The sequence below is a fragment of the Methylibium sp. T29 genome, assembly GCF_000576205.1.
Classification (GTDB): Bacteria; Pseudomonadota; Gammaproteobacteria; order Burkholderiales; family Burkholderiaceae_C; genus Methylibium; species Methylibium petroleiphilum.
In genome coordinates this window covers 1-5,451 of sequence record NZ_AZND01000223.1, presented here as the reverse complement: position 1 = coordinate 5,451, position 5,451 = coordinate 1, and the positions used below count along the sequence as shown (strand labels likewise).

The following is a 5,451-nucleotide window of genomic DNA, read 5'->3' as shown; positions in this document are numbered from 1 at the left end:
GGCCGGCGGCGCGCTGGAGAGCGAAACGCCGGCGGCCGTCGCGGCGCGGCCCCCCTATGTACCCGCGGCCTCGCTGGTTCCGACGGTCGATGCCGCCGCGTTGCAGGCCGGGCTCGGTCGCGTGCGGCTGATCGACGCGCGGGCGCCGGAGCGCTTTCGCGGCGACGTCGAACCACTGGACCCGGTGGCCGGCCACATCCCCGGGGCACTGAACCGGCCGTTCAAGGACAACCTCGACGCCGAAGGCCGCTTCCTCGCGCCCGCGGCGCTGCATGCCGCCTTCCTGCCGCTGCTCGCCGGCCGGCCGCCGGCCGAGTCGGTGCAGCAGTGCGGCTCCGGCGTCACCGCCTGCCACAACCTGCTGGCGATGGAACGGGCCGGACTGCCCGGCGCCGCGCTCTACCCGGGCTCGTGGAGCGAATGGTGCGCCGATCCGGCGCGCCCGGTGGCGCGCGGCTGAGCGGAAGTCCGCACCGCGCCCGCGGGCAGGCTCGACGCAAAGCTTGATCCTCGGCAAGATCAGGGGCGGGGCAACGGCGCAAGATGCGCCTATCAGTCCCGCAGCCAAGGAGGCCGCCATGTACCAACGCATCCTGGTTCCCACCGACGGCAGCGACGTCACCGGCAAGGCCGTCGCCACCGCGGTGTCGCTCGCCAAGGCCCTGGGTTCGAAGATCGAGGCGCTGAGCGTCAAGGAGCCCTTCCCCTACAGCGCGATCAGCGAGATCCAGCCGGTGGCGCCGCAGGAGTACTTCGACGCGCAGGAGCAGATCGCGCAGCGGCGCGTGCAGCAGGTCGCCGCCGCCTGCCAGGCCGCCGGCCTGGGCTGCGAGACCTACACCATCGAGGCGCTGCATCCCTACGAGGCCATCATCGAGCATGCGAGCCAGCGCGGCTGCGACCTGATCGTGATGGCTTCGCACGGCCGCCGTGGCATGAGCGCGCTGTTGCTGGGCAGCGAGACCCAGAAGCTGCTGACGCACACCGCGATCCCGGTGCTGGTGGTGCGCTGAGCGCAGGCCCGGGCTGCGGCCCGGGCGGAGTTCAGAGCAGCAGTTGCGCGGCGCCGTCGCGCTGCCGCACCACGCCGTTGGCCTCGATCCGCAGGGCCCCCTCGACCGCCCAGCGCACCGCCATCGGATAGAGCCGGTGCTCGCTGGCCAGCACGCGGGCGGCCAGCGTCTGCTCGGTGTCGTCGGGCAGCACCGGCACCGCCGCCTGCGCGACGATCGGGCCATGATCCAGCTCGGCGGTCACGTAGTGCACGGTGGCGCCGGCCAGCTTGCAGCCGGCCTCGATCGCGCGCCGATGGGTGTGCAGGCCAGTGAAGGCCGGCAGCAGCGACGGGTGGATGTTGAGCAGGCGGCCGGCATAGCGCTGAACGAAGCTCGCCGTCAGGATGCGCATGAAGCCGGCGAGCACCACCAGGTCGGGCGCGTGCTGGTCGATGGCCTCGGCCAGCGCGGCGTCGAAGCGCTCGCGGTCGGGGTAGGCGCGGTGCTCGACCGCCGACGTCGCGATACCTCTCGCGGCAGCGTAGTCCAGGCCCGCGGCGTCGGCGCGGTTGCTGATCACCGCCGAGATCCGGGCCGGCCAAGCCTGCGCAGCGCAGGCCTCGACGATGGCCTCCATGTTGGAGCCCCGGCCGGAGATCAGGATCACGATGCGCTTCATGGGCCGGCAGTGTAGGCGGGTATCGCAAGCCGCCGATAATCATCGCCCGGCCTGCGACGCCTCGGCGACAGGCCCTCCGGGCTGCCCGTTGCAGCATCCCGCGACCCACCCCACGCTCCCACGCCATGAACGCTGTCCCCGGGCGCTCGCTGCCCTCTTCCCCCTCCCTGACGTCGAACGCCTGGGCGCCGATCAGCCGCGCCGAGGTCGTCACGGTCACGCTGCTGGCCGCGATGGTGCTGTGGCTCGTGGCGATCGCGCTGTCGGGTGACCACGCGATGGTCGACTGGCTCACCTCGGAGGACGGTCCGCTCGAATGGACCAGCGTGTTCGCCTGGCTACTGCTGGCGGTGGTGGTGCTCGCCACCGGCGGCCTGAACCGCTACACCCTGCTGCTGGCCGCAGTGAGCCTGCTGTTCTGCGCGCGCGAACTCGACCTGCACAAGCAGGCGGTGTTCGGAGGCGTCAGCTTCCTGAAGATCAACTTCTACCGCGGGCACGAGGTCACGACGCTGCAGAAGCTGCTCGGCGGCCTCATCGCGCTCGGCGTGCTCGGCACCGTGCTGGCCGGCCTGGGCTACAACACCCTCGCCTTCCTGCGCCGGCGCCTCTACCGCCAGCCCTGGGGCCGGCTGGTCGTCCTGGCGGGCGGCCTGCTGGTGCTGTCCAAGGTGTTCGACCGCCTGCCCGCCGTGATGGCCGACGAATACCACCGCCCGCTCGGCTGGACGGCCACCGCGCTGTCCCATCTGCACGAGGAAGGCCTGGAGACCTTCGTGCCGCTGCTGCTGATCGCCACCGCCTGGCTGCGCACGCGCACGGACGACTGAGGCGCCGGGGCGCCTGCCTAGAATCCGCGACCCGACGAGTTCCTGGAAGAGCCCCTCATGACGCAACGTGTCCTCACCGGCATCACGACGACCGGCACGCCCCACCTGGCAACTACGTCGGCGCGATCCGGCCGGCCATCGCCGCGAGCCGCGAGCCCGGCGTCGAGAGCTTCTTCTTCCTGGCCGACTACCACGCGCTGATCAAGTGCGACGAGCCCGACCGCATCGAGCGCTCGCGGCTGGAGATCGCGGCCACCTGGCTGGCCGCCGGCCTGGACACGCAGCGCGTCACCTTCTATCGCCAGAGCGACATCCCCGAGGTCACCGAACTCACCTGGTTGCTGACCTGCGTGACCGCCAAGGGCCAGATGAACCGCGCCCACGCCTACAAGGCCGCGACCGACGCGAACGAGGCGGCCGGCGAGGATATCGACGCCAACATCTCGATGGGCCTGTACAGCTACCCCATCCTGATGGCGGCCGACATCCTGCTGTTCAACGCCCACCGCGTGCCGGTCGGGCGCGATCAGGTCCAGCACATCGAGATGGCGCGCGACGTGGCCCAGCGCTTCAACCACCTGTTCGGCCGCGGCCGCGAGCTGTTCGTGCTGCCGCGCGCCGAGGTCGAGGAGGACGTGGCCACGCTTCCCGGCCTCGACGGCCGCAAGATGTCGAAGAGCTACGACAACACCATCCCGCTGTTCGAGGGCGGGCCGAAGGCGCTGAAGGAAGCGGTGGCGCGCATCGTCACCGACTCGCGGCTGCCTGGCGAGGCCAAGGATCCCGACGGCTCCTCGCTGGTGACCATCCACGACGCCTTCGCCAGCACCGAACAGCGTGCCGCGCTGCGTGCCGATCTGCGCGCCGGACTCGCCTGGGGCGAGGCCAAGGCGCGCTGCGTGGCGCTGATCGAGTCGCACGTGGGCCCGATGCGGGCCCGCTACGAGGAGCTGATGGCCCACCCCGAGCGCGTGGAGGAAGCCCTGCTCGAAGGCGCCCGCAAGGCCCGCGCGGTGGCGCTGCCGCTGATGCGCGAGCTGCGCGACGCGGTCGGCCTGCGCGCGATGGTGGCGGTGAGCCGCCCGGCCGTGAAGCAGGCGCCGGCACGCGCGGCCGGCAAGGCGCTGCCCGAATTCAAGCAGTACCGCGAGAACGGGCTGTTCTTCTTCAAGCTCACGGCAACCGACGACCGAGTGCTCCTGCAGAGCGCCGGCCTGGCCGAGGGCCGCGAGGCCGGCGGCTGGGTGAAGCGCCTGAAGACCGAGGGCGCGGCGGCGCTGGCCGAGGCGCCGGTGCAGCGCGGCGAAGGTGTCGACGCGGCCGAAGTGGAAGCGGCGCTGAGCGCGCTGGTCGCCGCGCAAGCCTGACTGCACGACGCAGGACTCGGCCATGGCCGGCATCCACATCACCGACATCGAGTCGGCCATCAACTGGTGGCGCGAGCGCTCGCCCTCGCCCGACGGCATCACCGCCTGCGCCGAGGTGCGCGCGCTGGCCGAGGTGTATGCGCTGCTCGTCTACTACCGCGAGAGCGAATGCGACGAGGCCACCATGCCGGCGAAAGCCAAGGCCGCGTGGCTCGGTTGGTACGCGAGCACGCCCGACGCGCCATGCATCGCGATCTGTTCCACCAGCCAGGGCGACGACGTCTGCAAGGGCTGCGGCCGGACCTTCGACGAGGTACAGCACTGGCCCGCATTGAGCCCGGCCGCGAAGCGGGCCACCTGGCGGCGCATCACGATGGAGGCCACGGCCTGGCGATTCAACCGCTATGCCGAACGTGCGCACGAGGTCGATGCGACGGCCGCGCGACCTGCGAGCCCGGGCGAAGACACTTCGGCCGCCAGCCCGCCGACGGCGGCGGCCTGAGCCGCTCGCCGCCATCGCGCTTCAGGGCGCGATCGGCAGGCGGAGAACGAAACGGCTGCCGCCGCCCGCGCGCGGCTCGCAACGCACGTCGCCGCCGTGATGCTGGGCGATCTGCCGGACCAGGCTGAGCCCCAGCCCCACGCCGCCGGCCTGCTCGGCATGACCCGGCAGACGGTAGAACGGCTCGAAGATGCGCTCGCGCTGCGATGCGGGCACGCCCGGACCGCGGTCGCTGACACTCAGTTCCAGCCACTCTCCGACGCGGCGCAGCTGCAGCGCCGGCGCCCCGGCGCCGCCGTAGCGGCGGGCGTTCTCCAGCAGGTTGCGCAGCGCGCGGCGCAGCAGGCGCTCGTCGCCGCTCAGCGTGGCGGGCAGCGCCGCGGCGCGGTCGGCCTCGTCCGGCAGCTCGAGCACCGCGTCGACACGCGCCGCTTCCTCTGCGGCGAGCGCGATCACGTCGACCGGCTCGCGCACCCGCTCGTCGACACCGTCGCGCGAGCGCTGGTGGCGGGCATCGAGCCGGCTGGCAAGCAGCACCTCCTCCACCAGCGCATCGAGTTCACGGATGTTGCGCTCGATCTCGTCCTTCAGCGCACCGCGGCGCTCGGCCGGCGTGGTGTCGAGCATGGCCAGGGCCATCTTCAGCCGAGCCAACGGCGAGCGCAGCTCGTGGCTGGCGTTGGCCAGCAGCGACTGGTTGGCCTGCACGAGCGACTCGATGCGCGTGGCGGCCGCATTGAAGCTCGCCGCCAGCGCGGCGATCTCGTCGCGGCCGGTGGCGTCCACGCGGTGGTGCAGTTCGCCGGCGCCGAAGGTCTCGACACCGCGCTTCAGCGTCTCGAGCCGGCGTGTCAGGCGCCGCACCACGGGGTAGGCCCCGCCAGCCACGGCGACGAACAGCACACCCAGGGTCAGCAACAGGCCGACGCCGCGCATGAAGAACGGCGGCTCGGGCACCAGCAGGCGGCCGTCGGGGCCGCGCCCGCCCGGACGCAGCATGCTCGGTCTCACCACCACAGCGTGCGGCCGTCGCTGAGCGCCACGCGCTGCGGCGGGCGGCGCTCGACGAGGTCGGGCA

At 72.3% G+C, this 5,451-nt stretch carries 6 protein-coding genes and 1 pseudogene; 5 read left to right on the top strand and 2 right to left on the bottom strand.

The window, feature by feature from the left end; all coding sequences use genetic code 11:
* Together x551_RS17975 and x551_RS17970 are read left to right on the top strand one after the other, a co-directional pair.
* Positions 1-460: rhodanese-like domain-containing protein (locus tag x551_RS17975; RefSeq protein ID WP_161728069.1), on the top strand; the 460-nt coding region annotated here is incomplete at its 5' end.
* A gap of 118 nt (positions 461-578) precedes the next feature.
* A complete protein-coding gene (locus x551_RS17970; protein ID WP_011830221.1) occupies positions 579-1,013 on the top strand; it encodes a universal stress protein in 435 nt (144 codons plus the stop codon).
* 31 nt (positions 1,014-1,044) lie between these two features.
* Here x551_RS17970 and purN read toward each other — a convergent pair whose 3' ends face one another.
* A complete protein-coding gene (gene purN / locus x551_RS17965) occupies positions 1,045-1,674 on the bottom strand; it encodes a phosphoribosylglycinamide formyltransferase (protein WP_036235540.1) in 630 nt (209 codons plus the stop codon).
* A 125-nt stretch (positions 1,675-1,799) separates the two neighbouring features.
* Between purN and x551_RS23670 the strand changes: the two genes are divergently transcribed.
* The 3 genes and pseudogenes from x551_RS23670 (at position 1,800) to x551_RS17950 (ending at position 4,373) form a co-directional block, all read left to right on the top strand.
* Positions 1,800-2,504, top strand: coding sequence for a hypothetical protein (locus x551_RS23670; protein ID WP_051495910.1), 705 nt, complete (start codon positions 1,800-1,802; stop codon positions 2,502-2,504).
* 57 nt (positions 2,505-2,561) lie between these two features.
* Positions 2,562-3,871: pseudogene (locus x551_RS17955) on the top strand (tryptophan--tRNA ligase).
* Between the two features lie 22 nt (positions 3,872-3,893).
* A complete protein-coding gene (locus tag x551_RS17950; protein WP_036235542.1) occupies positions 3,894-4,373 on the top strand; it encodes a DUF3717 domain-containing protein in 480 nt (159 codons plus the stop codon).
* Positions 4,374-4,394: 21 nt separating this feature from the next.
* Here the strand turns inward: x551_RS17950 and x551_RS17945 are convergent, their stop codons facing one another.
* On the bottom strand, positions 4,395-5,372 hold the full coding sequence (locus tag x551_RS17945; protein ID WP_051512132.1) for a HAMP domain-containing sensor histidine kinase: 978 nt from the start codon (positions 5,370-5,372) through the stop codon (positions 4,395-4,397).
* Between the last annotated feature and the right edge of the window lie 79 nt (positions 5,373-5,451).

Excerpts from the sequence above, each read along its gene's own strand:
- x551_RS17970 (WP_011830221.1), top strand. The coding sequence starts at position 579 with ATGTACCAACGCATCCTGGTTCCCACCGACGGCAGCGACGTCACCGGC.
- purN (WP_036235540.1), bottom strand. The coding sequence starts at position 1,674 with ATGAAGCGCATCGTGATCCTGATCTCCGGCCGGGGCTCCAACATGGAG.
- x551_RS23670 (WP_051495910.1), top strand. The coding sequence starts at position 1,800 with ATGAACGCTGTCCCCGGGCGCTCGCTGCCCTCTTCCCCCTCCCTGACG.
- x551_RS17950 (WP_036235542.1), top strand. The coding sequence starts at position 3,894 with ATGGCCGGCATCCACATCACCGACATCGAGTCGGCCATCAACTGGTGG.
- x551_RS17945 (WP_051512132.1), bottom strand. The coding sequence starts at position 5,372 with ATGCTGCGTCCGGGCGGGCGCGGCCCCGACGGCCGCCTGCTGGTGCCC.